Below are 24,733 nucleotides of genomic sequence, written 5' to 3' on the forward strand. Positions count from 1 at the left end.
CGGGACGCTCGGTGGCATGAACCTGCCAGTGCAGACCGAAGGGCTCACGAAACGGTACGGCGGCCTGACCGCCGTGCAGGACCTCCAGCTCACCGTCCGGGCCGGCGAGGTGTACGGCTTCCTCGGCCCCAACGGCGCCGGCAAGACCACCACCCTGCGCATGCTGCTCGGGCTCGTCCGGCCCACCGCCGGCACGGTCCGGCTGCTCGGCCGGCCGCCCGCCGCCGGCCGGCTCACCGGGGTCGGGGCGCTGATCGAGGGGCCGGCCTTCTACCCGTACCTCTCCGGCCGGGACAACCTGCGGGTGCTGGCCCGCTACGCCGGGGTGGGCGCCGACCGGGTCGCGCTCGTGCTCGACCTGGTCGACCTCACCGACCGGGCCGGCGACCGCTACGCCGGCTACTCGTTGGGCATGAAGCAGCGGCTCGGGGTGGCGGCAGCGCTGCTGAAGGACCCCCGCCTGCTGATCCTGGACGAGCCGACCAACGGCCTCGACCCGGCCGGCATGGCGGACATGCGCACCCTGATCCGCCGGCTCGGCGCGGCCGGCTGCACGGTGCTGGTCTCCAGCCACCTGCTCGGCGAGGTCGAGCAGGTCTGCGACCGGGTCGGGGTGATCGCCCGGGGCCGGCTGGTCGCCGAGGGCAGCGTCGCCGAGCTGCGCGGCGCGGCCGGGCTGCGGCTGCTCGCCGACCCGCTGGACGCCGCGGCCGCCCGGGCGCGGGAACTGGTCGGCGCCGAGCGGGTCCGGGTGGTCGACGGCGGGCTGGAGCTGGCCGTCGAGCCGGACCGGGCCGCCTGGCTCAACACCGAACTGGTCGGGGCCGGGCTCGCCGTGCGCGAGCTGCGTCCCCGGGAACGGGACCTGGAGCAGGTCTTCTTCGACCTCGTGGAGAAGGGAACGGCCGATGTCGCGTAGCTTCCGCGCCGAGACGGTCAAGCTCGTCCGGCGGCCGGCCAGCTGGCTGCTGCTGGCCATCACGCTGGTACTCGCACTGATCTTCACCTACGTCTTCCCGTACGCCGGCATCGCGGGCGGCACCGACGGGCCGAACACCGGCCGGACACTGCCCGCGCTGCTCCCCGACCACCTGGTCGGCAACTCCCTCGGCGGGCTGCCGGTCTTCCTCGGCTCGATCCTGCTGATCCTCGGCGTGCTCACGGTCGGCGGCGAGTACGGCTGGGGCACCTGGAAGACGGTGCTCACCCAGGGCCCGACCCGTCTGGAGGTGTACGCGGGCAAGCTCCTCGCCCTCGCCGCCGCCGCGCTGGCCGTGGTGCTGGCCGTGTTCGCGGTCGGCGCGGTGGCCAGCGTGCTCATCGCGTCCGCCGAGGCGCAGCCGGTGACCTGGCCGTCGGCCGGCGACCTGCTCACCGGGATCGGGGCGGGGTGGCTCATCGCGACGATGTGGGCCATGCTCGGTGCCGTGCTCGCCGTCGCGCTGCGCGCCGTGGCGCTGCCGGTCGGGCTGGGCCTGGTGTGGATGCTCGCGGTGCAGAACCTGCTCGCCGCGATCGCCGCGCCACTGGTCGACTGGGTGGCGAAGGCGCAGGAGGGGCTGCCCGGGCCGAACGCCGGCTCGCTGGCCGCCGCGCTCGGCGCGCCGGGGGACACCCCCGGGGTGGCGACCACCGTGGGCGGCGGGCAGGCGGCCGTCGTGGTGGCCGCGTACCTGGTCGGGTTCGCGGCGGTCGGCGCGGTGCTGCTGCGCCGGCGGGACATCGGCTGAGGCCGGGCGGGGGAGGGGACGTGGACCGCGAGCGCGGCGACCGGGGGCCGTGGCTCCTGGACGGCCTCGTCGCCCTGGTCCTGCTGGTGATCGGGCTGGCCGGCACCGCGCCGGCCGGTCTCAACCAGGGCGTGGAGGCCGGGCCCGCCGCCTATCCGCTGGTCGTGGTGGCCGCGCTCGCGGTGGCCGTCCGGCGGCGCTGGCCGCTGGCCACCTTGGCCGTGGTCACCGGGGCGAGCACCGCGTACCTGGTGCTCGGCTACCCCTACGGCCCGATCCTGCTGTCGTTCTTCGTCGCGGTCTACACGGTGGCCGCCCACCGGCCGGTGCGGCTCGCGGCGGCGGCCAACGGGGCGGCGCTGCTCGTGCTGCTCACGCACGTCTTCGTCGGGGTGCGCCCACCCGGCCTGGTCGGGCTGATGCCGGCCGCCGCCTGGGTGGTGGTGCCCTTCGCCGTGGGGGTCACCGTCCGGCTGGGCCGGGAGAACGCGGCGCGCAGCCGCACCGACGAGGCACGCCGGCTGGCCGACGCCGAGCGGCTGCGGGTGGCGCGGGAGGTGCACGACGTGGTCGGCCACGGGCTCGCCGCGATCCACCTCCAGGCCGAGATCGCCCTGCACCTGCTGGCCCGCAAGCCTGAGCAGGCCGAGGCGGCGCTCACCGCGATCAGCCGGACCAGCAAGGAGGCCCTCGACGAGTTGCGGGTGACGCTGACGGTGGTCCGGCGCGACGAGGCGGTCGACGAGCGCGCGCCGGCGCCCGGGCTGGCGCAGCTCCCGCAGTTGCGCGAGCGGCTGGCCGGCGCCGGGCTGCCGGTCACCGTCGAGGTGGACGGGCCGCCGCGCCCGCTCCCGGTCGCGGTGGACCTGGCCGCCTACCGGGTGGTGCAGGAGGCGCTGACCAACGTGCTGCGGCACGCGGGGCCGGCCACCGCCACCGTCCGCATCCGGTACGCGCCCGCGGAGGTCGCCGTCGAGGTCACCGACACCGGCCGAGGCCCGGGCGCCCCGGCGGACCGGCCCGGCTACGGGCTGGCCGGCATGCGGGAGCGGGTCACCGCGCTGGGCGGCTCGTTCACGGCCGGCCCCGCCTCCGCCGGCGGCTTCCGGGTGTCCGCCACACTGCCCGTGGAGGAGGTCGCATGATCCGGGTGTTGCTCGCCGACGACCAGGACCTGGTCCGGATCGGGCTGCGTGCCCTGGTGGAGAGCGAGGACGACCTCACCGTGGTCGGGGAGGCCGCCGACGGGCTCGCCGCCGTCGAGGCGGCCCGCCGGGAACGTCCCGACGTGGTGCTCATGGACGTCCGCATGCCGGGCGTCGACGGCATCGAGGCGACCCGCCGGATCGTCGCGGACCCCGCGCTGGCCGGCACCCGGGTGGTCGTGCTGACCACCTTCGAGCTGGACGAGTACGTCTTCGACGCCCTCCGGCACGGCGCCAGCGGCTTCCTCACCAAGGACACCCGCCCGGCGGAGCTGCTGCGGGCCATCCGGCTGGTCGCCGAGGGGGAGGCGCTGCTCTCCCCGTCGGTGACCCGGCGGGTGGTCCGGGAGTTCGCCACCCGGCCCGCCCGGGTGCCCCGCCCGCACCCCCGCCTGGGCGCCCTCACCGACCGGGAACGCGAGGTGGTGGGGCTCGTCGGCGAGGGGCTGAGCAACGTCGAGATCGCCGAGCGGCTGGTGGTCAGCCCGGCCACCGCGCGCACCCACGTGAGCCGGGCCATGGTCAAGCTCGGCGCCCGGGACCGGGCCCAGCTGGTGGTCTTCGCGTACCAGTCGGGCCTGGTCGCCTCCTGACCCGTCGCCGCCGAGCGTGGCCGGCAGGAGTCGGTACACCGGAAGATCTTGGTACGAAACGGCCCCCACAGGGGCAGCTTCCGTCCAAGATCTCGAGCGCCGCACCGCCCGGCGGTGGTGGGCGGCCCGGAGCGGGGGTGTCGGCGGCGGGCTACCCTAGCGGTGGGCTGGACACCTGCCCGGCCGCCCTGTGCCCGCCGAAAACGACAAACGGGATGTTCGCGTGTTTGACACCTTGAGTGACCGCCTGTCCGGGATCTTCACCAAGCTCCGCGGCAAGGGTCGGCTCACCGACGCCGACATCGACGCCACCGCGCGCGAGATCCGCATGGCGCTGCTGGAGGCCGACGTCGCCCTGCCGGTGGTCAAGGGCTTCATCGCGAACGTCAAGGAGCGGGCGCGCAGCGCCGAGGTCTCCCAGGCGCTCAACCCGGCCCAGCAGATCGTCAAGATCGTCAACGAGGAGCTGATCGCGGTCCTCGGTGGCGAGGGGCGGCGGCTCCAGTTCGCCAAGCACCCGCCGACCGTGATCATGCTGGCCGGTCTCCAGGGTTCCGGTAAGACCACCCTCGCCGGCAAGCTGGCCCGCTGGCTCAAGGCCCAGGGCCACCAGCCGCTGCTGGTCGCCGCCGACCTCCAGCGCCCCAACGCCGTCGGGCAGCTCCAGGTGCTCGGTGGCCGGGCCGGCGTCGAGGTGTACGCCCCGGAGCCCGGCAACGGCGTCGGCAACCCGGTGCAGGTCGCGCGCGACTCGATCGAGCACGCCAAGCGGGCCGCCCGGGACATCGTCATCGTCGACACCGCCGGCCGGCTCGGCATCGACGCCGAGATGATGCAGCAGGCCGCGGACATCCGCGACGCGGTCCAGCCCGACGAGGTCATCTTCGTCATCGACGCCATGGTCGGTCAGGACGCGGTCCGCACCGCCGAGGCGTTCCGCGACGGCGTCGGCATCACCGGTGTGGTCCTCTCCAAGCTCGACGGTGACGCCCGCGGTGGCGCGGCGCTGTCGGTCCGGGAGGTCACCGGGCAGCCGATCCTGTTCGCCTCCACCGGCGAGAAGCTGGAGGACTTCGACGTCTTCCACCCCGACCGGATGGCCAGCCGGATCCTCGGCATGGGCGACGTCCTCACGCTGATCGAGCAGGCCGAGCAGGCCTTCGACGCCGATCAGAAGGAGAAGATGACCGCCAAGCTGATGGGCGGCGAGCAGTTCACCCTGGAGGACTTCCTCGATCAGCTCATCGCGGTCCGGCGGATGGGTCCGATCGCCAACGTGCTGGCCATGATGCCGGGCATGGGGCAGATGAAGGACCAGCTCGCCGAGCTGGACGACAAGCACTTCGACCGGGTCACCGCGATCATCCGGTCGATGACCCCGGCCGAGCGCACCACCCCGAAGATCATCAACGGCTCCCGCCGGGCCCGCATCGCCAACGGCTCCGGTGTCACCGTCATGGACGTCAACCAGCTGCTCAACCGCTTCGCCGACGCGCAGAAGATGATGAAGCAGATGGGCGGCATGATGGGCCTGCCCGGCGGTGGCCGGCGCAAGGCGACCAAGTCGCCGAAGAACAAGCGCAAGGGCACCAAGGGCGGCGGGCGGCCGCGTACCGGCGCCGGGGTGCCGGGTGGCTTCCCGGGCGGGATGCCGCAGCTGCCGCCGGGCCTCGACCCGGGCGACCTGGCCGGCGGCCAGGGCCTGCCTCCGGGCTTCAAGCTGCCGAAGATCGACTTCAACAAGCTCGGCAAGGGCGGTGACAAGGGCCCGCGCTGAGGGCCCGCCGACGGCCTCGTGACACGCTCGCCGGAGTGATCGGGTAGGACTGTGCACATGGCTCTGCATGTGCGCGGTGTGCTCCTGCCCGACGACGAGGTCCGGGACCTGTGGCTGGTCGGCGACCGGGTCACCTTCGAACCGGTGCCCGGCGCCGAGACGGTCGTCGACGGCGGCTTCGTGCTGCCCGGCCTGACCGACGCCCACTGCCACATCGGCATCGCCCGCGGGGGCGCCCCGATCACCTCCGTCGACCAGGCCCGCGAGCTGGCCCGCACCGACCGGGACGCCGGGGTGCTGGCCATCCGCGACGCCGGTTCCCCGTACCCGTACCCGGAACTCGACGACGAGCCGGACCTGCCGCGACTGGCCCGCGCCGGCCGGCACGTCGCGCCACCGAAGCGCTACCTGCGCGACATCGGGGTGGAGGTCGGCGCGGCCGAGGTGGCCGCGACGGTGGCCGCGCAGGCGGCCGCGGGCAACGGCTGGGTCAAGCTGGTCGGCGACTGGATCGACCGCGGGGTGGGCGACCTGGCGCCGGCCTGGGACGCCGACACGATGACGGCGGCCGTCGCCGCCGCGCACGCCGCCGGGGTACGCGCGGCCGTGCACACCTTCTCCGAGTCGGCCGTGGAGATCATGGTGCGGGCCGGCGTGGACTCGGTGGAGCACGGCACCGGGCTGAGCCTCGACCTGATCGACCTGATGGCCCGCCAGGGCACCGCGCTGGTGCCCACGATGATCAACATCCGGACCTTCGGTCACATCGCCGAGCAGGCCCGCGGGAAGTTCCCGGGGTACGCCGACCACATGCTCGCCCTGCGCGACCGCTTTCCCGAGGTGGTCCGCGCCGCGCACGAGGCGGGGGTGCCCATCTACGTGGGCACCGACGCGGGCGGCGGCATCGACCACGGGCTGGCCGCCGAGGAGATGCTGCTCCTGCACGAGCAGGCCGGCATGTCCGCCGAGGACGTGCTGGCCGCCGCCTCCTGGCGGGCGCGCGAGTGGCTCGGCTTCCCCGGCCTGGTCGAGGGCGGCCTGGCCGACCTGACCGTCTACCCCGAGGATCCCCGCCGCGACCTGCGCGTGGTCCGCACCCCCTCCCGCATCATCCTCCGCGGCCGGGTCCTTCCTCCGCCTCGTTGATCAAGAAGTTCGCGTCGGGGTGGCGGCGTGGAAGAGGTGGAGGGCCAGGTCCGTGAGGGCGGTGGCCGTCTCCTCCACCGGGGAGCGGGGGAGGACGATGTGGCTGACCGCCAGGCGGACGATGGTGTCCGCGGCGAAGGCGCGGGCCCTGCGGTCGCCTGCCGGCAGGGTGCGGTCGGCCCAGTCCAGCAGGACCGCGGACGACTCGGCCAGCACCAGCTCGGACCGGGTGGTCAGGTAGGGCAGCAGCTCGTCGGAGCCGCCCCGGGCGCTGGTCAGGATCGCCTTGACCAGCGGGTTGTCCGCGGCGGCGGCGAGGGTGTGCCGGATGGCCGCGTACGCCGCCGCGCGCACGTCGTCGCCGTGCGCGTCGAGGGCCGCGCGGACCTCGCCGACGAACCGGTCCACCTCGCGCCGGGCGAGCGCCTCGGCCAGGCCGGCCTTGCTGCCGAACTCGTTGTAGACGGTCTGCCGGCTCACCCCGGCGGCCTGCGCCACCCCGCCCATCCGGACGCCGTCCCAGCCAAGGGCGATCGTCTGCGCGCGGGCGGCGTCGACGATCGCGTCCCGCAGCCGTTTCGACAACTCCGGCTCGGCGCGTCTCGTGCGGCGCCGCGACCCGGAGCCGTCGCGCGACGACCCGGAGCCGGCGTCTGGAAGCTCACCCATCGCCGTCGAAGTCTACGGCCGGGCGGCACGACACGGCGTGCGCCGACTCCCGGGCGCAGCGGCGGCTCGCCCGGCGCATAGGATGTGCGGTCATGGCACGCGTGCTCACTCCCCGTGCGGAGGACTTCCCCCGCTGGTACCAGGACCTGATCGCCAAGGCGAAGCTGGCCGACAACGGCCCGGTGCGGGGCACCATGGTCATCCGACCGGCCGGCTACGCCATCTGGGAGCGGATGCAGGCCGAGATGGACGCCCGGATCAAGGCGGCCGGCGCGGAGAACGCGTACTTCCCGCTCTTCATCCCGGAGAGCTACCTCAAGCGCGAGGCCGAGCACGTCGAGGGCTTCTCGCCGGAGCTGGCCGTGGTGACCCACGGTGGTGGCAAGCAGCTCGCCGAGCCGGTGGTGGTCCGCCCCACCAGCGAGACGGTGATCGGCGAGTTCATGGCCAAGTGGATCGACTCCTACCGGGACCTGCCGCTGCTGCTCAACCAGTGGGCGAACGTGGTCCGCTGGGAGCTGCGCCCCCGGATCTTCCTGCGCACCAGCGAGTTCCTCTGGCAGGAGGGGCACACCGCGCACGCCACGCGCGAGGACGCCCGGGCCTACGCCCGCCGGATCCTGCACGAGGCGTACGAGGATCTGATGGTCAACGTGCTCGGCATCCCGGTGGTGGTCGGTCTGAAGACCGCCCGCGAGCGCTTCGCCGGCGCGACCGCCACCTACACCTGCGAAGGCATGATGGGCGACGGCAAGGCGCTCCAGCTGGGCACCAGCCACGAGCTGGGCCAGAACTTCGCCAAGGCGTTCGACATCAGCTACTCCTCCGCCGAGGGCGGCCGGGAGCACGCCTGGACCACGTCCTGGGGCACCTCGACCCGGATGCTCGGCGGCCTGATCATGTGCCACGGCGACGACAACGGCCTGCGGGTGCCGCCGAAGCTGGCGCCGGTCCAGGCGTACGTGATGGTCGTCAAGGACGGCGAGGGCGTCGCCGAGGCGGCGAACAAGCTGTGCGACGCGCTGCGCGACGCCGGGGTCCGGGTCGCGCTGGACGACCGGACCGACACCGCGTTCGGCCGCCGCGCCGTCGACGCCGAGCTGCGCGGCTACCCGGTGCGCGTCGAGGTCGGCCCCCGCGACCTGGCCGCCGGCAACGCGGTCGTGGTCCGGCGTACGGACGGGTCGAAGGCGCCGGTCCCGGTCGCCGACGTGGTGGGCGCGGTGCTCGCCGCGCTGGAGGCGGACCAGCAGGCGCTGCACGACCAGGCGCTGGCGTTCCGGCAGTCCCGCACGGTCGAGGTCGGCACGCTGGCCGAGGCCATCGAGGCGGCCGCCACCGGCTGGGCCAAGGTGCCGTGGTCGGCGGTCGGTGTCGAGGGCGAGGCCGAGGCGAACGGCCAGGGCGTCACCGTCCGGTGCCTGCTGCGGGCCGACGGCTCCGTGCCGGACTCCGAGGACGAGCCCGACCTGGTCGCCGTCCTGGCCCGCGCCTACTGAGGTGCGGCCGGGCGGTCCGGTCGACCGGTTCGCGCCGGGCCGGCTGATCCTGCACCGGAACGTGCGGCACGGCCGGATCGGCTGGGTCCGGGCGGCCCGGGTGGTGTGCGACGACGACCGGGGCCTGCTGCTCTGGGTGGCCCGGAACAGCCCGGTGGCGCACGAGGTGACCGAGGCGGGGCTGGGCATGCGGGCCGTGCCCTTCGCCGAGTGGATCACCTCGTCCTACCGGCTCGACCAGGGGCGCTGGAACGGTCCGCCGGTGCTGAAGTTCCTGCCCACGGGCGCGGCCCACTCGGTCTGGTGGTTCCGCGACGCCCGGGACGACTTCCAGAACTGGTACGTCAACCTGGAGGAGCCCGGCGTCCGCTGGGACGACGGCACGGTGGCCGGGGTCGACATGGTCGACCAGGATCTCGACGTGGTGGTCCACCCGGACCTGAGCTGGGAGTGGAAGGACGAGGACGAGTTCGTCGAGCGCCTCGCCTTCCCCGGGCACTACTGGGTGACCGACGAGAAGGCGGTACGGGCCGAGGGGGAGCGGGTGATCCGCATCGCCGAGGCCGGTGAGTTCCCGTTCGACGGCAGCTGGTGCGACTTCACCCCGCCCGCCGACTGGGACGTACCGGACGAACTGCCACCCGGCTGGGACCGTCCGCCGGTCCGCTGAGCCCGTGTCGTTCGTCACCTCGTGCGCGACCCGGGTGACCTGTCCGGGTCCGGTGTGAGAGATCGGGGCCGGACATGGCAGAATGGTTCGCTGGTATCCGGCGCGCGTCCGGCGCCCTCTAACCCGGGCGCGTCGCCAGTTCACCGAGCAGTCTCCGGCCCAACCCCACTGTGCCGGTCGGCGCTCACCCGCCACACCGCCCGCACCGGGTTGGTGAGATCGCAACAGGAGCGAAACAACTGTGGCCGTAAAGATCCGGCTCCTGCGGATGGGCAAGATCCGCAACCCGCAGTACCGCATCGTCGTCGCCGACTCGCGCACCAAGCGTGACGGTCGCGCGATCGAGTTCGTCGGTGTGTACCAGCCGAAGGAAGACCCTTCGGTGATCGAGGTCAAGTCGGAGCGGGTCCAGTACTGGCTGTCCGTCGGCGCGCAGCCGAGCGAGGCCGTGCAGCGTCTGCTGGAGCTGACCGGTGACTGGCAGAAGTTCAAGGGCCTGCCGGCCCCGCCGCCGCTGAAGGTCGCCGCCGAGCGCGCCGACCGCAAGGCGGCGTACGAGGCCGAGGCGAAGGCCGCCGCCGGCGTTGCCGACACTCCGGCCCCGGCCAAGAAGGCCGCCAAGGCCCAGGCCCCCGCCGCCGAGGCCGAGGCGCCGAAGGCCGAGGAGCAGACCGGTGCCGAGTCCGGCGAGCAGGCCTGACATGGCGCTGCGTCCCGCCCTGGAGCACCTGGTCAAGGGCATCGTCGACCACCCGGACGACGTCCGGGTGCGCATGGTCGACTCCCGTCGGGGCAAGCGGCTCGAGGTCCGCGTGCACCCGGAGGACCTCGGCACGGTGATCGGGCGGTCCGGCCGGACCGCCAAGGCGCTGCGCCAGGTGATCGGCTCCATCGGTGGGCGCGGGGTGCGCGTCGACATCGTCGACTCGTACTGATGCTTCTCATCGTCGGCCGGATCGGTAAGCCGCACGGCATCCGCGGTGAGGTCACCGTGGAGGTGCGGACCGATGAGCCCGAAGCACGTTTCGCCTCCGGCTCGGTGCTGCGCACCGAGCCGGGGGCGGTCGCGCCCCCGGAGCCCGGTGCCTACCGGGTGCCGGACAAGCTGACCGTCGAGGCCACCCGCTGGCACCAGGGACGGCTTCTGGTCACCTTCGAGGGCGTGCTGGACCGCGACGTCGCCGAGGCGCTGCGCGGCACCCTGCTCGGCGTGGACAGCGCCCACGTCGCTCCGCCGGCGGACCCGGAGGAGTTCCTCGACCACCAGCTGGTCGGCCTGGCCGTGGTGACCCGCGACGGCGAGCGGCTGGGCGAGGTGGCCCGCATCGACCACGCCCCCGCCTCCGACCTGCTGGTGCTACGGCGCCCCGACGGGCGGACCGCGCTCATCCCGTTCGTCAAGGCGATCGTGCCCGAGGTCGACGTCGCGGGCGGCCGCGTGGTGGTGGAGCTGCCCGGCGGGCTGCTCGACCTCTGACTGGAGCCACCCCCTCATGCGCGTCGACATCGTGTCGATCTTCCCGGAATACTTCGCCCCGCTGGACCTGTCGCTGATCGGCAAGGCCCGGGCGGGCGGCACGCTGCGGCTGGCCGTACACGATCTGCGGACCTGGACCCACGACGTGCACCGCACCGTCGACGACACCCCCTACGGCGGCGGCCCCGGCATGGTGATGCGGCCCGAGCCGTGGGGTGAGGCCCTCGACGCCCTGGCCCCCGACGAGCTGAGCCCGGACGGGCACACGCTGCCCCGGCTGCTCGTGCCGTCGCCGGCCGGCGTCCCGTTCACCCAGGCCCTGGCCCACGAGCTGGCCGCCGAGTCGCACCTGCTCTTCGCCTGCGGCCGCTACGAGGGCATCGACCAGCGGGTGCTCGACCACGCGGCGACCCGGATGCGGGTGACCGAGGTCTCCCTCGGTGACTACGTGCTCTTCGGTGGCGAGGTGGCCGTGCTGGTCATCCTGGAGGCGGTCACCCGGCTGCTGCCCGGTGTGCTCGGCAATGCCGGCTCGCTCGACGAGGAGTCGCACGCCCACGGGCTGCTGGAAGCCCCCATGTACACGAAGCCGGCGACCTGGCGCGGGCACGAGGTGCCCGAGGTGCTCCGCTCCGGCGACCACGGCAGGATCGCCCGCTGGCGGCGTGACGAGGCGCTGCTGCGGACGGCGGACCGCCGCCCCGACATGATCGCCGCGCTGCCCCCGGAGAGCCTGGACAAGCGGGACCGGGCGGCTCTGGACCGGGGTGGATTTCAGCCGCGGGCGGGGGATGTGGCAAAGTAGAGGGGTTGCCGCATCCGTCCACGCCGTGGGCGGCTGCGAGGACCCTCGACCGGGGTCGGCGTCGCCGGCCACCACCCGGGGGTCAGAATCACCCATCCGCGCACCGACTGACGGTGCGCCGTGAGCCTCACGAGGACACAGCGATGAACATCCTGGACGCCCTTGACGCCCAGTCGAAGCGCGTTGACCTGCCCGACTTCCGCGCCGGTGACACCGTGAAGGTGCACGCGCGAGTTGTCGAGGGCAACCGGTCCCGGGTCCAGATCTTCCAGGGCGTCGTCATCCGCCGCCAGGGTGACGGTCTGCGCGAGACCTTCTCGGTCCGCAAGGTCAGCTTCGGCGTCGGTGTGGAGCGCACCTACCCGCTGAACAGCCCGGCCCTCGACCGGATCGAGGTCGTGACCCGCGGTGACGTGCGGCGCGCCAAGCTCTACTACCTGCGCGAGCTGCGGGGCAAGAAGGCCAAGATCAAGGAGCTGCGCGAGAAGCAGCCGGCGAGCTGAATTTCGCCCGCCACGCCGCCCTGACCTCTGCGGATGTCGTATCGACCGGAGCGCATTACCCTGGTCGTACGGGCGCCGGGGAACGGCGCGCCGCGCCCACTCGACGCGGTGCCACAGCGGTTCACTACCGCCCGTGGGGTCTCCCCTGGAGACTCCCGGGCGGTAGTGTCGTTTCCGCGGACCGGAGAGTGGCATGGTGCAGATGCTTGACGAGGACGGCACCGTCGACCCCTGGCGCCGGCGGGCCCGGCGGGGCCGCCGGCAGATGCCCCTCTGGCAGGAACTGCCCCTCCTCCTCGTCGTGGCCTTCTGCCTCGCGGTCCTGATCCGCACCTTCCTGCTCCAGGCCTTCTTCATCCCGTCCGGGTCGATGGAGAACACCCTGCTCATCGGCGACCGGGTGCTGGTCAACAAGGTCGTCTACGACGTCCGCGACCCGGTCCGCGGCGAGGTGGTCGTGTTCCGGGGCACCGACCGGTGGGTCGCCCAGGAGGCCCCCGCGCCCCCCACGAACCTCGCCGGCAAGGTCGGCCGCACCCTCGGCGACCTGGTCGGCGTCAGCCGCCCCGGCGAGAAGGACTTCATCAAGCGGGTCATCGGGGTGCCCGGCGACCGGGTCTGGTGCTGCGACAAGGGCCGGGTCGTGGTCAACGGCGTGCCGCTGGAGGAACAGGGGTACGTCTCCGAGGACTCCCCGGTCGACCTGCCGCCCAACCCGAAGGAATGCCGCTCCCGGCAGTTCACCGAGATCGTCGTGCCGCCCGGCCAGATCTTCGTGATGGGGGATCACCGGCTGGTCTCCCAGGACGCCCGGTGCCAGGGCCCGGTGCCGATCGACAACGTGGTCGGGCGCGCCTTCATGATCGTCTGGCCGTCCCAGCGGTGGACCACCCTGCCGGTCCCGGAGACCTTCGCCGACCTGCCGCAACCCAACGCCGCGCCAGCCGGTCCGGTCCCGGTGGACCCCGATCCGGTGGGCGGCGTCGTCCTGATCCTCCCGGTCACGGCCGCGCTCTCCGTTCTCGCGCGTTCGGGGCGACTGCGCCAAGGCCGGGGACGTAGGCTCCACCCGTGATTGACGAGCAGACCGAGAAGCCGCGCAGCTCCTTCTGGAAGGAGCTGCCCATCCTCCTGGGCGTGGCGATCCTGGTCGCAGTGCTGGTTCGTGCCTTCGTACTGCAGACCTTCTTCATCCCCTCCCCGTCCATGGAGAACACCCTCAAGATCGACGATCGGGTGCTGGTCAACAAGCTGGTGTACGACTTCCGCTCCCCGCACCGGGGCGAGGTGATCGTCTTCAAGGCGCCCACCGAGTGGAGCGGCAACCCGCAGGGCGAGGACTTCATCAAGCGGGTGATCGGGGTCGGCGGCGACCACGTGGTCTGCTGCGACCGCACCGGCCCGCAGGAGCGGCTGATCATCAACGGCAAGCCGATCGACGAGCCGTTCATCTTCCCCGGCAACAAGCCCGCCGACCAGGACTTCGACATCACCGTGCCGAAGGGCCGGCTCTGGGTGATGGGCGACCACCGGGAGGCCTCCGGGGACTCGCTGGAGCACTGGCAGCAGTCCGGCGAGGACATCACCGAGGCCACCATCCCGGAGGACCAGGTGGTCGGGCGGGCGTTCACGATCTTCTGGCCGGTCGGCCGGGCCACCTGGCTCAGCGTGCCCGAGCAGTTCGACGGCATCCCCAATCCCTGAGCCGGAGGGCGTGGGCGTTCGTCGGAGGCGTCTGGCAGGCTTGTGCGGTGACCGTCTACACCCCTCGTCGTGCGGCCCGGGTGCTGCTCGTCGACGCGTCCGACCGGGTGCTGCTGTTCGAGGGCAGCGATCCGGCCCGGCCGGGCCACCGCTACTGGTTCACCCCCGGGGGCGGCCTCGACCCGGGGGAGGCCCCGGCCGCGGGCGCGGTGCGCGAGCTGGCCGAGGAGACCGGGCTGCGGCTCACCCCGGCCGAGCTGGGCGCCCCCGTGTGGGCCGAGACGGTCGAGTTCCCGTTCGACGGGGTCTGGTACCGGCAGGAGCAGGACTTCTTCCTGGTCCGCGTGCCGGCCTGGGAGGTCGACACCGCCGGCTTCAACGAGATCGAGCAGGCCAGCGTGCACGGCCACCGCTGGTGGTCGCTCGCCGACCTGGCCGGCACGGCCGAGCGCTACTACCCGCCGGACCTGGTGGACCGGCTCACCCGGGCGCTCGCCGGGGGTGGCCCGTGCTGACCCCGCCGCGCACCGTGGTGCGCCGCGACGGTGGCCTCTACGCGCTGGAGCGGGCCCTGCAACGGCGCGGCTTCCGGCACGTGGCCGGCGCCGACGAGGCCGGCCGGGGCGCCTGCGCCGGGCCGCTGGTGGCCGCCGCCGCGGTGCTGCCCGAGGGGCGGCGCGGCGAGATCGACGAGCTGGCCGACTCCAAGCTGCTCACCCCGGCGGCCCGGGAGCGGGTCTACGACGAGGTGGTGGCGCGGGCCCTGGCATACGCGGTGGTGATCATCCCCGCCGAGGAGGTCGACGCGCGCGGGCTGCACGTGTGCAACCTGGCCGCCATGCGCCGGGCGCTCGCCTCGCTCACCACCCGGCCGGAATACGTGCTGACGGACGGCTTCGGCGTGGACGGGCTGGACGTGCCGGGCCTGGCGGTCTGGAAGGGGGACCGGGTGGCCGCCTGCGTGGCGGCGGCGAGCGTGCTCGCCAAGGTCACCCGGGACCGGATCATGGTGGACCTGGACGAGCGGCACCCGGGCTACGGCTTCGCCGAGCACAAGGGCTACATCACCCCGGAGCACAGCGCCGCGCTGCGCGAGTTGGGGCCCTGCCGGGAACACCGCTTCTCGTACGTGAACGTGGCCACCGTCTCCGGACGGGACGGGCGGCCGCCCCGGTCACGCCGGCCGGCTCCCGGCAGCCCTGACGAGGCGCTCTTCGGCGTCCCCGACGGGGCGGACGCCGATGGCCCGGACGAGCCGATGGAGCGCTCCGGCGCGCCAGGGGGTACCGTCGGCGTGGCGTTGGGCGAGCAGCCGCGACCTCCGGCGTCGGTGGGGGAAGATGTGGTCATGGAAGGCGGAGTGCGATGAGCGCGGAAGATCTCGAGAAGTACGAGACCGAGATGGAGCTGCAGCTCTACCGGGAGTACCGCGACATTGTCCGCCAATTCTCCTACGTGGTGGAGACCGAGCGCCGCTTCTACCTGGCGAACCAGGTCGACCTGCACGTCCGTAACTCGGACGGCGAGGTCTACTTCGAGGTCGAGATGCACGACGCCTGGGTGTGGGACATGTACCGGCCCGCCCGATTCGTCAAGAATGTCCGCGTGATGACGTTCAAGGACGTCAATGTGGAAGAGCTCGAAAAGCCCGACATCTCGCTTCCCGCAGATTCCGGATTCGGCGGCTGACGGACCGAGCAGCCGGCGGGCCCACGGGCCCGGCCGACCGCCGGAGGCGGATCACTCCGCCGGCACGACCACCTCGACCCGCTGCACCAGGTTGTTCGCGAACCCGCCCCGGTTCCACGGCTGCTCGACCGGCTGGGTCCGCCCGGAGGCGTCCACCGCCCGGGCGCCCAGCACGTGCCGCCCCGGCGTCGCCCGCCACGACACCTGCCAGCGCCGCCACGCCCACTCGCCCCCGGTGGGCTCGTCCAGGGTCGCCGGCACCCACGTCGTACCGCCGTCGAAGGTCACCTCGACGGCCGTCACCGGCGCGTGCCCCGACCAGGCCCGGCCGTCCACGGTGCACGGCCCCGGCCGCAGCACCCGGGTCCGTGACATGAAGTCCGGGAAGCCCGGCGGGCGGACCAGGGCCCGGGGCTCGATCCGGGTCACCGGCACGCCCGGATCGCCGGCGTCCTGCCGCAGCCGGTACGCCACCGCGTTCTGGTAGCCGTCGAACGGCTCGGTCAGCACCCGGATGTCGCGCAGCCACTTGACGTGCGCCATGCCGTACCAGCCCGGCACGATCAACCGCAGGGGCGCACCGTGCTGCGGCAGCAGGGGAGCGCCGTTCATCTCGTACGCCAGCAGCACCTCCTCGCGCAGCGCGTCCGCCACCGGCAGGGCCCGCTGGTAGTCCTGCTCGACGCCGCGCTCCACCCCGTGGTCCGCACCGGTGAAGACCACGTCCACCGCGTCGGCCGCCAACCCGGCCTCACGGAGCAGCGGGGCAAGCGGCGTGCCCGTCCACTCGGCGTTGCCCACGGCCTCGACCAGCCACGGCTGGCTGACCGGGCGCGGGTGCAGCAGCGCCCGGCCGTTCCCCGCGCACTCCAGGGTCACCCGGTGGGTGACACGGGGCCGCTCGCGCAGCGCCGCCAGGTCGAGGCGGAGCGGGCGCGCGACCGCGCCGCCCACGGTCAGCGCGTGCGCCGCCGGGTCGACATCCGGGATGTCGTAGTGGATGAGCAGGTAGTGCAGCCCCGCCGGGGTGACGTCGTAGCGCAGCGCCTCCAGCGGGATGCCGTGGTTGCGCGCGGCCAACTGGAGTTCCTCGGCGCTGATCGCCTCGTCCGGGTCAGCGATCCGGGACGGCCCGCTGACGTCGTCCACAGTGGTCATCTCGCTGCTCCTCGGCCTGCTCAGAGATGGGTGAGGTGGTTGTCGCCCATGAACTCGAACATCGCCACACCCGGCTTCAGCGGGCGGGTCGGGCCGCCGAAGCGGTGCGCGCCGACCCCGACCCCGTCGGCCGGGCTGCTCACCGCGACCGGTGTGAAGCCCTCCTCGGCGAACCAGTCGCAGATGGCGGGGACCAGGTCCGGGTCGCGGCGGTGCCGGGTCCAGAAGACCGTGCCGCCGGGGGCGCAGAGCGAGGCGCAGTGCCGGACCGTGGCCCGGATGTCGGCGTCGGTGATGTTGCCGAAGATGCCGCAGGCCAGGACGAGGTCCGCCGGCACGAGGTCGGCGTACCGGTCGGTCACGGCCGCGTCCCCGACCACCACCTCCACGGCGGTCAGGCCCGCCTCGGCGGCGGCCCGGCGGGCGACCTCGGCGTTGCGCGGGTCGAGCTCCACCAGGCGGGCCGTCACGTCCCCGCCGCGGGGATGGGTGGCGAGCACCGGGATGAGGTCCCGCCCCTGGCCGGCGCAGAGACTGAGCGCCCGCAGCGGCCCGGGCGGTGCGCCGTCCAGCGCCTCCGCGATGCGGTCCCGCACCTCGGCGAGGCGGCGGGACAGGGAGGAATCGGGCTGGTCGTAGTCCGTGTGCCAGGCGTACCAGTCCTTCGTCACGCGGCCAGCATAGGCGGCGCGCCGGTAGCAGATCCGTCCCGACGGTGGGGGTTGTCCACAGGTGGGTGGTTGTCCACAGTGGCGCCGGTGCCGAGGTCGCGGCCGGTGCTGCCGTACCGGCAGAGTGCGGACGTGTCGTCGAAACCGGCCCGCGTGGCCCTCGTGATCGTGCTGCTCATGGTCCCGGCCCCGCCGGTTACCCGTCCCGTGCCGGCCGGCGCCGGGGTGGCGTCCGAGGCGCCGGCGACCGCGGTGTTGCCGGCCTCCGGTCCGGGGGTGGTGGGCCCGGCGGCCCGGCCGTTCGCGCTGGCGCCGCCTTCCGGTCGGGGAGTGGTGACGCCGGTGGCGCGGCCGGTCGCGGCGCCGGCGTCCGGGGCGTCGGCGGCGCGGTTCCGCTGGCCGCTGCCCGGCACGCCCCGCGTCGTGCGCCGGTTCGATCCGCCGCCGCAGCCCTGGCTGCCCGGGCACCGGGGCGTGGACCTGGCCGCCACCCCGGGCGTCGAGGTGCGGTCGGCGGGCGCGGGGGTGGTCCTCTTCGCCGGCACGGTGGCCGGGCGGCCGGTGGTCACCGTCGGGCACACCGACGGGCTGCGCACCACCTACGAGCCCGTCCGCCCCGGCCCGGCCGCCGGTGCCCGGGTCGCCGCCGGCACGCCGATCGGCCGGCTGCTGGCCGGGCACCCGGGCTGCCTCGCGGCGGCGTGCCTGCACTGGGGGCTGCGCCGGGGCGATGACTACCTGGATCCCCTCGCCCTGCTCGGGCTCGGCCCGATCCGGCTGCTCCCGCTCGAACCGCCGCCCGCCGGACCTGCCGCTCAGCCCTGGGCGAGCAGCGTGGGCAGCCGGACGGCCAGCCGGTCGTACTCGTCCGGAGTGTTGTAGACCTGGCCGCACAGGCGCAGGTAGCCGCGACCCTTCCAGGCGGCCGTCGACACCTCGGCCGAGAGGCGGTCCGCGATCCGGGTTCGCAGGTCCCGCGCCGCGTCCAGGGTCGTGGCGACGCCGGGCGGCAGCGGGATCAGCCGCATGGCGACCGCCGGTCCGCCGGGGTCGGGCAGGTCGGCCGGCGCCACCCCGAGCGCGTCCCCGACCACCCGCTGCCCGTACGCGGCCAGCGCCGCGTTGTGCGCCCGCACCCGCTCCAGGCCGAGGCTGCGCAGGGTGAACAGGCCCACCGGGGCGGCCAGCCAGCCGGTGTAGTCGAGGGTCGCCTGCCACTCCACCCGGGTCGGGAACCCGCTGGCCTGCTCCCACGACACGACCAGCGGCTGGATCCGCTCCCGCCACGGCTCGGCCACCACCAGCGCGGCGGTGCCGCGCGGCGCGTACGCCCACTTGTGCAGGTTGCCGACCCAGAAGTCGGCGCCGACCGAGGCCACCGTCGTCGGCAGCATGCCCGGGGCGTGCGCGGCGTCGACCAGCACGGGCACCCCCTGCTCCCGGGCCACGCCGACGATCGCCGCCGTGGGGAAGAGCCGGGCGGTCGGCGAGGTGATCTGGTCGACGATCAGCAGCCGGGTCCGCCCGGGGCGCAGCCCGGCACGGACGATCTCCACGACCTCCTCGTCGGTGGCGGTCAGCGGCACCGGCAGGACCCGTGACACCGCCCCGGTCCGCGCGCACTCCCGTTCCACCGAGAAGCCCACCGCCCCGTACCCGTGGTCGGTGGTCACCACCTCGTCACCCGGGCCCAGCCCCAGCGACTGGAGCACGATGGCGGCACCGGTGGTGGCGTTGCCGACCAGAGCGGTTCCCTCAGGATCCGCGCCCAGGAAGGTGGCCAGGTGCCGCCGCGTGTGAGCGATCCGGTCCACCAGGCCCTGGGTGAAGAAGCGGAGCGGGTTGGCCTCCATCTCGTCGCGCAGGCGCTGCTGGGCGCGCTGCACGGCGATCGGCACCGCACCGAACGATCCGTGGTTCAGATGACTGACCGACGGGTCGAGGGAGAAGAGCAGGCGAGCCCCGGGGATCGGCTCGGGCGGCTGCGGAACCGTCATCGGGCGATCGTAGCCCGCCGTGGATCATCAACCCGCCGCTTCCGTTCGGTACGGGCGCGCGATCCCGCCCCCTTGGTCAGGCGCCGGGTGAGCCTGTCGTATGCCGCCCGCGCTTCCCGGCGGCACGGGCGCGCAAGCCCGCTCCGTGGTCAGGCGCGCGGGTGCGCCTGCCGGTATGCCGCCCGCAGCCGCTCCACCGAGACGTGGGTGTAGATCTGTGTGCTGGCCAGTGAGGAGTGCCCCAGCAACTCCTGCACGGCACGCAGGTCCGCGCCGCCCTCCAGCAGGTGGGTGGCGGCCGAGTGCCGCAGCCCGTGCGGGGTCACCCGGGGCAGGCCGGCGGCGTCGGCGTACCCGGCGACGATCCGGCGCGCGGTGGTGGGGTTGAGCCGGCCGCCGCGGGCCCCGAGCAGCAGCGCGCGTTCCGAGCGGGGCACCGCCAGGGCCGGCCGGCCCTGGGCGAGCCAGGCGTCCAGGGCCCGTTGCGCAGGCACCCCGTAGGGCACGGCCCGTTCCCGTCCGCCCTTGCCGAGGACGCGTACCACCCGGCGGGCCTGGTCGACGTCGGTGACGTCGAGGCCGCAGGCCTCGCTGATCCGCACGCCGGTGCCGTAGAGCAGTTCGAGCAGCAGCCGGTCCCGCAGCAGCACCGCGTCGGGCTCGCCGGAACCGTCCCCGGCCCGCCCCGCGCTCGCGATCCCGCTGCCGGCCGATGCGGAAGCGGCCGGCGCCTCGTCCTCGTTCCCCGTCGACCCGGCGCCCCCGCCGTTGCCCCGGCTGTCGCCCTGGTGCCGGGCCGGCTCGGCGTGCCCGCCCCCGGTCCGTGCGTCGTGTCCGCCTCCGGGCCGCGCGTCGTGTTCGTGCCGGGTGGATGCGGCATGGTCGGCGCCCGTCGGTGTCCGGGGCCGGCTCAGGTCGGGGGCGTCCATCAGCGCGGCGGCCTGGTCGGCCCGCAGGACGGTGGGCAGTTCGCGGTGCGCCTTCGGGCTGGCCAGCGGCGCGGCCACGTCACCGGCCAGCAGGCCGGCCCGGTGCGCCCAGGCGCTGAAGGTGCGCGCGGCGGCGGCCCGCCGGGCGAGGGACGTCCGGGCCGCGCCCATGGTCCGCTGCTTCGCCAGCCAGCTCCGCAGCACGGTCAGGTCCAGCTCCGACAGGTCGGCGCACCCCATCCGCACCGCGTGGTCGAGCAGCGAGACGAGGTCCGTCACGTACGCCCGTACGGTGTGCGCGGACCTGTTGCGCACCCGGGCCAGGTGGTCGGCGAAGTCGTCCACCGCCTCCCGCATCGCAGCGGGCAGCGCCTCGTGGGCCGCCCGCGTGCCACGCCGCTGGTCAGTCACCGGGGAACTCCGGGTGACTCGTCCGTGCCGACGCTGCCGGCGCGCTCCGGAGTGGGGGCGGGCGGGAACACGCGATCAGCCTACGGGCGCCCGCGGAGGACGGCCGGCCGCCGCTCCGGCCGGAGCCCGCCGGGCCAGGCTGACCGGGCACCGTCCCCGGATCCGGCTGACTGATCGAAAAAACCGGGCCTGATGTGGGCGCGGCACGCCGTTCGGGGTGGCTGACCCGGCCCTGGACAGGGGAAACTGTGGCTACGAAAAGGACAGTGGCGACATTCCCGGGTTCGCCTTCGGGCGAACGGCCGGCGTCGCCAGCGGGTGCCGACACCCCGTCACGGCGGGGCGGCGAGCGCCGGGGCGTACCGGCGTGGTGGCGGCGCGGAAAGGTGACTGGCGAGACGGGTCGGAACGGGCGTCACCGGGGTGGCGACGCCGGCGGGAGGAGGGACCGAGCATGGGGGTGGATGCCGTCCTCTACCGGCAGGTGCGGGCCGGACCCGCCCGCCGCCGACCGTCGTACGTCTCGACGGACGTCGTCGCGGACCCGAACGATGTCCTGCTGGATCTGCTCAAGCGGGTGCGGGGCGGAGGTCGTACGCCGCTGCTGGACCGGGTCGACCCGCTCGGTGAACTGGTGGTGGACGCCGAGGGGGTGCCGCAACTGCTGGACGAGCTGCGTTGCCTGGCCGAGGTGGCCCGGGCACCGGCCGAGGTCGACCAGGTCCGCCGGCTGGTTCTGCTCGCCCGGCGCTGCCTGAACAGGCGCGACGCCGAGATCCGGTTCGAGGGCGACTGAGCGCACGGACCGGGCAGCTCAGCACGGCGGGTTCACCAACGGACTCGGGCTGACGCCGCTCGGCGGCCGGTCGCTCCCGGCCGGCGGCGGTGCGAGGGCGTAGCCGTCGTCGCGGCGCACCACCATGGCCAGCTCCTCCAACATGGAGAGCTTGCGCATCGCGGTGCGCAGGTCCACCCCGGCGCGGGCCGCGACGCGCTCCACGCCGATCGCCTTCCGGCGGGGCAGCGCCTCCAGCACCTGGGCCGCCTCGTCGTCGAGCTGGTCGCGCGGGCGTTCCGGGGCGCGGGCGGGTGGCGCCAGGTCGTACCCGATCCGTCCCACCTCCTCCAGCACGTGGGCGGTGCCGGTCACCAGCCGCGCTTTGTGGTGCTCGCGCAGCACCTCGTGCGCGCCGACCGACATGGCCGAGGTGACCGGCCCCGGCACCACCATCGCGGGGCGGCCCACGCCGATCGCCCGGTTGAGGGTCTGCGTCGCGCCGCTGCGGGCCGCCGCCTCCACCAGCACCGTGCCCGTGGTCGCCGCCGCGATCACCCGGTTGCGGATGAGGAACCGGGGCCGCAGCGGCTCCGCGCCGGGCATCCACTCGCTCATCAGCAGGCCCGTCTCGGCGATCCGGTCGAACAGCGCGGCGTTGCCCATCGGGTACGGGCGGTCCAGTCCGCATGCCAGCACGGCGACCGTCAGCCCGCCGGCGGTCAGGGCGCCCCGGTGCGCGGCGGAGTCGATGCCGAACGCCCCGCCCGAGACCACCGTCCAGTCCCGGTCGGCCAGCCCGTACCCCAGCTCGGTGGCGACATGGGTGCCGTACGGGGTGGCCGCCCGGGCACCGACCACGGCGACCGACCGCGCCAGCGCCTCGCCCAGCGGCCACGCCCCGCGTGCCCAGAAGCAGAGCGGCGGGGCCGTTTCCAGGTCGACCCGCCGGCGTGCCCCCGACAGCAGCAGCCCGCGCAGGTCGGCCACCTGGGCCGGCCACTCCTCGTCCTCGGGGGTGACCACCCGTGCGCCGAGCCGCTCGGTGCGGTGGAGAGCTTGCTCAGCGACCTCTCGCGCCGCACCGGCGGCGGACCGCGCCGCCACGGCCGACCGGAGCGTCGTGTCCGGTGCCCCGCCGTCCAGGAGCAGGTCGAGTGCGGCCACCGGGCCGAGTTGGTCCACCAGCCGGTGCACCGACCAGGTGCCGGGCTCGGCGAGCCAGGTCAACGCCACCCGCGCCAGCAGGCGTTCCTCCGTGCCGGTCATGCGCCCTCTCCCGTCCTCAGCTGGATGGCCTCCGCGATGTCCCCGCCGTCGGGGCGGTCGCGCCCGTCCAGGTCGGCGATGGTCCAGGCGAGCCGGACGACCCGGTCGAAGCCGCGCGCCGACAGCGAACCGGTGTCGAGGCGCTTGCGGAGCTCCCGGGTGTCCGGCCCCGGCAGGCGCCACGGTGGCCGGCGCAGGTACGGGCCGGGGATCTCGGCGTTGGTCGCCGACCGGTCGAGGCCCACCGGTCGGCGGCGGCCCGGCGCGCCGCCGCTACCCGGGCCGCGACTGTCGCAGACGACTCGTTGGGCGTGCCGGTCTGCAGCAGCTCCGCCGCGCGGACCGGGGGCAGGCGCACCTGCACGTCGACCCGGTCGAGCAGCGGGCCGGAGAGCCGGCCCAGGTAGCGCCGCCGGGCCAGCGGGGTGCACTCGCAGTCGACGTCGCCCGACGGCTTGGCGCAGGGACACGGGTTGGCGGCGAGCACCAGTTGCGTCCGCGCCGGGTACTCGGTGGACCCCTGCGTGCGGGCGACCCGGACCCGGCCGTTCTCCAGCGGCTGGCGCAGCGCCTCCAGCGCCCCCTTGCTGAACTCGGCGGCCTCGTCGAGGAAGAGCACGCCCCGGTGGGCCAGCGACACCGCCCCGGGCCGGGCCAGTCCCGACCCGCCGCCGACCAGCGCGGGCACCGTGGCGGTGTGGTGCGGCGCCTGGAACGGAGGCCGGCGGAGCAGCCGGCCACCGGGCGGCAGCAGGCCGGCGATCGAGTGCAGGGCGGTGACCTCCAGAGCGGCGTCGTCGTCGAGTTCCGGCAGGACCGAGGGGAGTCGCTCGGCGAGCATGGTCTTGCCGGCGCCCGGCGGGCCGAGCAGCGCCAGGTGGTGCCCGCCGGCCGCAGCCACCTCCAACGCCCGCCGGCCGAGCCGCTGCCCGGCCACATCGGCGAGATCCGGCCCGCCGGCCACCGGCGCGGGCGGGTCGGCCGGCGGAGCGAGCAGCGGCGTGCCGTCGCGGACGAAGGCGACCAGCCGATGCAGGGTGTCCACGGCGCGTACCCGCACGCCCGGGATCACCGCCGCCTCGGCGGCGTTACCGGCCGGCACCACGACGTGGACGAACCCGGCCCGGGCCGCGGCGGCCACCATCGGCAGCACGCCGCGCACCGGGCGGACCGTGCCGTCGAGGCCCAGCTCGCCGAGGACCACCGTGGCGTCCAGCGGCACGAGCGGCAGTTCGCCCGAGCCGCCGAGCACCGCCACGGCGATGGCCAGGTCGAAGGCCGAGCCGTATTTCGGCAGGGTGGCCGGCAGCAGGTTGAGGGTGATCCGGCGGTTCGGCCACTTCTGGCCGGAGTTGACGATGGCCGCGCGGACCCGGTCCCGGGCCTCGTGCAGCGCGGTGTCGGGCAGGCCGGAGATCACCACGCCGGGCAAGCCCGGGGCCAGATCGGCCTCCACCTCCACCACGTGCCCGGCCATCCCGACCAGGCCCACGCAGAGCACCTTGGCGTAGCTCATGGTCAGAACGCGCCTCTCAGGTGCTCGACCCGGGCCGGCCCGGCGACCGGGAGCCGGACCGCCAGGACGTCGAAGCGGACCTCCTCGGCGGTCGTGCCCGTCGCGGCGAGCCAGCGGGCGGCCAGCCCGCGCAGCCGGCGAGCCTTGGCGCGCACCACCGCCTCGGCCGGGCTGCCGAATTCCTCCGTGCGCCGGGTCTTCACCTCGCAGAAGGCGAGCACCGGCCCGTCCCAGGCGATGATGTCGATCTCCCCCTCGGGGCAGCGCCAGTTCCGGGCGACCGGGCGCAGCCCCGCCTCGATCAGGTGCCGGACCGCGCACCGCTCGCCGTACGCCCCGACCGCCTGGTTCCGCTTCGTCATGCCGGTCAGAGTGGGGCGTTCGTGCCGGCGGCGGGGCGCCCTGTGGACGACGGGAGGCCCTGTGGACGGGCGCACGATCATGCGCCCGTTGTGCTAGGCCGGACGGGCCGACGCGGACGGCGACTCGGCGACTCGGCATTGACCTGCGGCCATGCCCCGAGTGGCCCGGATGGCGCGC

27 protein-coding genes and 1 pseudogene are annotated in these 24,733 nt (G+C 74.5%); 20 read left to right on the forward strand and 8 right to left on the reverse strand.

Annotated elements, in window-relative coordinates; genetic code table 11:
* Positions 1 to 16 precede the first annotated feature (16 nt).
* From ABZW14_RS06155 to ABZW14_RS06180, 6 genes are all read left to right on the forward strand, one after another.
* Positions 17 to 919: an ABC transporter ATP-binding protein gene (locus ABZW14_RS06155; RefSeq protein ID WP_355340592.1), complete on the forward strand. Its 903-nt coding sequence runs from the start codon at positions 17 to 19 to the stop codon at positions 917 to 919.
* Positions 909 to 1,730, forward strand: a complete 822-nt coding sequence (locus tag ABZW14_RS06160; RefSeq protein WP_355340595.1) for an ABC transporter permease — start codon at positions 909 to 911, stop codon at positions 1,728 to 1,730. Before ABZW14_RS06155 ends, ABZW14_RS06160 begins: the two co-directional genes overlap by 11 nt.
* 20 nt (positions 1,731 to 1,750) lie before the next feature.
* Positions 1,751 to 2,875, forward strand: a complete 1,125-nt coding sequence (locus ABZW14_RS06165) for a sensor histidine kinase (protein WP_355340598.1) — start codon at positions 1,751 to 1,753, stop codon at positions 2,873 to 2,875.
* Entirely contained in the window at positions 2,872 to 3,528 is a 657-nt protein-coding gene (locus ABZW14_RS06170; protein WP_254331773.1) for a response regulator transcription factor, read from the forward strand. Before ABZW14_RS06165 ends, ABZW14_RS06170 begins: the two co-directional genes overlap by 4 nt.
* Before the next feature lie 223 nt (positions 3,529 to 3,751).
* On the forward strand, positions 3,752 to 5,305 hold the full coding sequence (gene ffh, locus ABZW14_RS06175) for a signal recognition particle protein (protein WP_091268720.1): 1,554 nt from the start codon (positions 3,752 to 3,754) through the stop codon (positions 5,303 to 5,305).
* Between the two features lie 57 nt (positions 5,306 to 5,362).
* The gene (locus ABZW14_RS06180) at positions 5,363 to 6,451 is read left to right on the forward strand and encodes an amidohydrolase family protein (protein ID WP_355340602.1); all 1,089 of its coding nucleotides are present in this window, start codon (positions 5,363 to 5,365) and stop codon (positions 6,449 to 6,451) included.
* Here ABZW14_RS06180 and ABZW14_RS06185 read toward each other — a convergent pair whose 3' ends face one another.
* On the reverse strand, positions 6,452 to 7,120 hold the full coding sequence (locus ABZW14_RS06185) for a TetR family transcriptional regulator (protein WP_355340605.1): 669 nt from the start codon (positions 7,118 to 7,120) through the stop codon (positions 6,452 to 6,454).
* A 92-nt stretch (positions 7,121 to 7,212) separates the two neighbouring features.
* Here ABZW14_RS06185 and proS point away from each other — a divergent pair, with 92 nt between their 5' ends.
* The 12 genes from proS to ABZW14_RS06245 all read left to right on the forward strand — a co-directional run bounded on the left by proS (position 7,213) and on the right by ABZW14_RS06245 (position 15,467).
* Positions 7,213 to 8,619, forward strand: a complete 1,407-nt coding sequence (proS, locus tag ABZW14_RS06190) for a proline--tRNA ligase (protein ID WP_355340608.1) — start codon at positions 7,213 to 7,215, stop codon at positions 8,617 to 8,619.
* A 1-nt stretch (position 8,620) separates the two neighbouring features.
* The gene (locus ABZW14_RS06195) at positions 8,621 to 9,289 is read left to right on the forward strand and encodes a DUF402 domain-containing protein (RefSeq protein WP_355340611.1); all 669 of its coding nucleotides are present in this window, start codon (positions 8,621 to 8,623) and stop codon (positions 9,287 to 9,289) included.
* Positions 9,290 to 9,530: 241 nt separating this feature from the next.
* A complete protein-coding gene (rpsP, locus tag ABZW14_RS06200) occupies positions 9,531 to 9,989 on the forward strand; it encodes a 30S ribosomal protein S16 (RefSeq protein ID WP_091268710.1) in 459 nt (152 codons plus the stop codon).
* Positions 9,964 to 10,224 carry an RNA-binding protein gene (locus ABZW14_RS06205; RefSeq protein WP_030500803.1) on the forward strand — a complete coding sequence of 87 codons (261 nt, stop codon included), beginning with the start codon at positions 9,964 to 9,966 and terminating at the stop codon, positions 10,222 to 10,224. Before rpsP ends, ABZW14_RS06205 begins: the two co-directional genes overlap by 26 nt.
* A complete protein-coding gene (rimM, locus tag ABZW14_RS06210; protein WP_355340615.1) occupies positions 10,224 to 10,766 on the forward strand; it encodes a ribosome maturation factor RimM in 543 nt (180 codons plus the stop codon). Before ABZW14_RS06205 ends, rimM begins: the two co-directional genes overlap by 1 nt.
* Positions 10,767 to 10,782: 16 nt before the next feature.
* Positions 10,783 to 11,571: a tRNA (guanosine(37)-N1)-methyltransferase TrmD gene (gene trmD, locus ABZW14_RS06215; protein WP_355340619.1), complete on the forward strand. Its 789-nt coding sequence runs from the start codon at positions 10,783 to 10,785 to the stop codon at positions 11,569 to 11,571.
* 143 nt (positions 11,572 to 11,714) lie between these two features.
* The gene (gene rplS, locus ABZW14_RS06220) at positions 11,715 to 12,074 is read left to right on the forward strand and encodes a 50S ribosomal protein L19 (protein WP_107077631.1); all 360 of its coding nucleotides are present in this window, start codon (positions 11,715 to 11,717) and stop codon (positions 12,072 to 12,074) included.
* Between the two features lie 193 nt (positions 12,075 to 12,267).
* Positions 12,268 to 13,149, forward strand: a complete 882-nt coding sequence (lepB, locus tag ABZW14_RS06225; RefSeq protein ID WP_355340622.1) for a signal peptidase I — start codon at positions 12,268 to 12,270, stop codon at positions 13,147 to 13,149.
* Complete coding sequence (gene lepB / locus ABZW14_RS06230; protein WP_355340625.1) at positions 13,146 to 13,778, forward strand: signal peptidase I; 633 nt, start codon at positions 13,146 to 13,148, stop codon at positions 13,776 to 13,778. The genes lepB (ABZW14_RS06225) and lepB (ABZW14_RS06230) overlap by 4 nt, the downstream gene beginning before the upstream one ends.
* 47 nt (positions 13,779 to 13,825) lie before the next feature.
* Entirely contained in the window at positions 13,826 to 14,293 is a 468-nt protein-coding gene (locus tag ABZW14_RS06235; RefSeq protein ID WP_355340628.1) for an NUDIX hydrolase, read from the forward strand.
* Complete coding sequence (locus tag ABZW14_RS06240; protein ID WP_355340631.1) at positions 14,287 to 15,147, forward strand: ribonuclease HII; 861 nt, start codon at positions 14,287 to 14,289, stop codon at positions 15,145 to 15,147. Before ABZW14_RS06235 ends, ABZW14_RS06240 begins: the two co-directional genes overlap by 7 nt.
* Positions 15,144 to 15,467 carry a DUF2469 domain-containing protein gene (locus ABZW14_RS06245; RefSeq protein WP_007075222.1) on the forward strand — a complete coding sequence of 108 codons (324 nt, stop codon included), beginning with the start codon at positions 15,144 to 15,146 and terminating at the stop codon, positions 15,465 to 15,467. The genes ABZW14_RS06240 and ABZW14_RS06245 overlap by 4 nt, the downstream gene beginning before the upstream one ends.
* Positions 15,468 to 15,518: 51 nt before the next feature.
* Here ABZW14_RS06245 and ABZW14_RS06250 read toward each other — a convergent pair whose 3' ends face one another.
* Positions 15,519 to 16,625 (reverse strand): sulfite oxidase, encoded by a 1,107-nt coding sequence (locus ABZW14_RS06250; protein ID WP_355340634.1) that lies wholly within the window; start codon positions 16,623 to 16,625, stop codon positions 15,519 to 15,521.
* A 20-nt stretch (positions 16,626 to 16,645) separates the two neighbouring features.
* Entirely contained in the window at positions 16,646 to 17,296 is a 651-nt protein-coding gene (locus ABZW14_RS06255; protein ID WP_355340637.1) for a class I SAM-dependent methyltransferase, read from the reverse strand.
* A gap of 177 nt (positions 17,297 to 17,473) precedes the next feature.
* Between ABZW14_RS06255 and ABZW14_RS06260 the strand changes: the two genes are divergently transcribed.
* Positions 17,474 to 18,178, forward strand: a complete 705-nt coding sequence (locus tag ABZW14_RS06260; RefSeq protein ID WP_355340925.1) for a M23 family metallopeptidase — start codon at positions 17,474 to 17,476, stop codon at positions 18,176 to 18,178.
* On the opposite strand, the gene ABZW14_RS06265 is transcribed toward ABZW14_RS06260, so the two are convergent.
* Positions 18,112 to 19,293, reverse strand: coding sequence for an aminotransferase class V-fold PLP-dependent enzyme (locus ABZW14_RS06265; RefSeq protein WP_355340640.1), 1,182 nt, complete (start codon positions 19,291 to 19,293; stop codon positions 18,112 to 18,114). The two genes, ABZW14_RS06260 and ABZW14_RS06265, sit on opposite strands and share 67 nt — an antisense overlap.
* A 149-nt stretch (positions 19,294 to 19,442) precedes the next feature.
* Complete coding sequence (locus ABZW14_RS06270; RefSeq protein WP_355340928.1) at positions 19,443 to 20,579, reverse strand: tyrosine-type recombinase/integrase; 1,137 nt, start codon at positions 20,577 to 20,579, stop codon at positions 19,443 to 19,445.
* A 508-nt stretch (positions 20,580 to 21,087) separates the two neighbouring features.
* On the opposite strand from ABZW14_RS06270, the gene ABZW14_RS06275 reads away from it, so the two are divergent.
* The gene (locus ABZW14_RS06275; protein WP_355340643.1) at positions 21,088 to 21,429 is read left to right on the forward strand and encodes a hypothetical protein; all 342 of its coding nucleotides are present in this window, start codon (positions 21,088 to 21,090) and stop codon (positions 21,427 to 21,429) included.
* Positions 21,430 to 21,447: 18 nt separating this feature from the next.
* Here the strand turns inward: ABZW14_RS06275 and ABZW14_RS06280 are convergent, their stop codons facing one another.
* The 3 genes and pseudogenes from ABZW14_RS06280 to ABZW14_RS06290 form a co-directional block, all read right to left on the reverse strand.
* Positions 21,448 to 22,677: a DNA-processing protein DprA gene (locus tag ABZW14_RS06280; protein WP_355340646.1), complete on the reverse strand. Its 1,230-nt coding sequence runs from the start codon at positions 22,675 to 22,677 to the stop codon at positions 21,448 to 21,450.
* Positions 22,674 to 24,193 (reverse strand): annotated as a pseudogene (locus ABZW14_RS06285) (YifB family Mg chelatase-like AAA ATPase). Before ABZW14_RS06285 ends, ABZW14_RS06280 begins: the two are co-directional and overlap by 4 nt.
* A 2-nt stretch (positions 24,194 to 24,195) precedes the next feature.
* Positions 24,196 to 24,555: a YraN family protein gene (locus ABZW14_RS06290; RefSeq protein WP_355340649.1), complete on the reverse strand. Its 360-nt coding sequence runs from the start codon at positions 24,553 to 24,555 to the stop codon at positions 24,196 to 24,198.
* Positions 24,556 to 24,733: the final 178 nt, after the last annotated feature.

The sequence above is a fragment of the Micromonospora sp. NPDC004551 genome (genome assembly GCF_040609975.1).
GTDB lineage: Bacteria > Actinomycetota > Actinomycetes > Mycobacteriales > Micromonosporaceae > Micromonospora.

Coding starts and splice junctions, on each gene's coding strand:
- ABZW14_RS06155 (WP_355340592.1), top strand. CDS start 17: ATGAACCTGCCAGTGCAGACCGAAGGGCTCACGAAACGGTACGGCGGC.
- ABZW14_RS06160 (WP_355340595.1), top strand. CDS start 909: ATGTCGCGTAGCTTCCGCGCCGAGACGGTCAAGCTCGTCCGGCGGCCG.
- ABZW14_RS06170 (WP_254331773.1), top strand. CDS start 2,872: ATGATCCGGGTGTTGCTCGCCGACGACCAGGACCTGGTCCGGATCGGG.
- ABZW14_RS06180 (WP_355340602.1), top strand. CDS start 5,363: ATGGCTCTGCATGTGCGCGGTGTGCTCCTGCCCGACGACGAGGTCCGG.
- ABZW14_RS06185 (WP_355340605.1), bottom strand. CDS start 7,120: ATGGGTGAGCTTCCAGACGCCGGCTCCGGGTCGTCGCGCGACGGCTCC.
- proS (WP_355340608.1), top strand. CDS start 7,213: ATGGCACGCGTGCTCACTCCCCGTGCGGAGGACTTCCCCCGCTGGTAC.
- rimM (WP_355340615.1), top strand. CDS start 10,224: ATGCTTCTCATCGTCGGCCGGATCGGTAAGCCGCACGGCATCCGCGGT.
- trmD (WP_355340619.1), top strand. CDS start 10,783: ATGCGCGTCGACATCGTGTCGATCTTCCCGGAATACTTCGCCCCGCTG.
- rplS (WP_107077631.1), top strand. CDS start 11,715: ATGAACATCCTGGACGCCCTTGACGCCCAGTCGAAGCGCGTTGACCTG.
- lepB (WP_355340622.1), top strand. CDS start 12,268: ATGGTGCAGATGCTTGACGAGGACGGCACCGTCGACCCCTGGCGCCGG.
- ABZW14_RS06245 (WP_007075222.1), top strand. CDS start 15,144: ATGAGCGCGGAAGATCTCGAGAAGTACGAGACCGAGATGGAGCTGCAG.
- ABZW14_RS06250 (WP_355340634.1), bottom strand. CDS start 16,625: ATGACCACTGTGGACGACGTCAGCGGGCCGTCCCGGATCGCTGACCCG.
- ABZW14_RS06260 (WP_355340925.1), top strand. CDS start 17,474: ATGGTCCCGGCCCCGCCGGTTACCCGTCCCGTGCCGGCCGGCGCCGGG.
- ABZW14_RS06265 (WP_355340640.1), bottom strand. CDS start 19,293: ATGACGGTTCCGCAGCCGCCCGAGCCGATCCCCGGGGCTCGCCTGCTC.
- ABZW14_RS06270 (WP_355340928.1), bottom strand. CDS start 20,579: ATGCGGGAGGCGGTGGACGACTTCGCCGACCACCTGGCCCGGGTGCGC.
- ABZW14_RS06275 (WP_355340643.1), top strand. CDS start 21,088: ATGGGGGTGGATGCCGTCCTCTACCGGCAGGTGCGGGCCGGACCCGCC.
- ABZW14_RS06280 (WP_355340646.1), bottom strand. CDS start 22,677: ATGACCGGCACGGAGGAACGCCTGCTGGCGCGGGTGGCGTTGACCTGG.
- ABZW14_RS06290 (WP_355340649.1), bottom strand. CDS start 24,555: ATGACGAAGCGGAACCAGGCGGTCGGGGCGTACGGCGAGCGGTGCGCG.